This is a genomic window from Bacillus cereus group sp. BfR-BA-01524 (assembly GCF_022662595.1).
Taxonomy (GTDB): Bacteria; Bacillota; Bacilli; order Bacillales; family Bacillaceae_G; genus Bacillus_A; species Bacillus_A thuringiensis_S.
In genome coordinates, this window is record NZ_JAKUDW010000422.1 from 1 (window position 1) to 236 (window position 236).

Here is a 236-nt window from a genome sequence, read left to right on the forward strand (position 1 = left end):
GCTCAAGAAGCGGCGAAAGCTCGTGAAGCAGCTAAAGCTCAAGCAGATGCTGAAGCTCAAGCAGCGGCTAAGGCTCAAGAAGCAGCTAAAGCTCGTGAAGCGGCTAAAGCAGATGCTGAAGCTCAAGCGGCTAAGGCTCAAGAAGCAGCTGAAGCTCGTGAAGCGGCTAAAGCTAAAGAAGCAGCTAAAGCTCAAAAACCAGCTACACAACAACCTGCTGCAAAAGAAACTGAAAC

The 236-nt window shown here is 50.0% G+C and carries 1 protein-coding gene; it reads left to right on the forward strand.

The window, feature by feature from the left end; all coding sequences use genetic code 11:
• Nucleotides 1–236 (forward strand): hypothetical protein (locus tag MR170_RS31735; protein ID WP_242310768.1); only part of this gene is annotated, 236 nt, incomplete at both ends.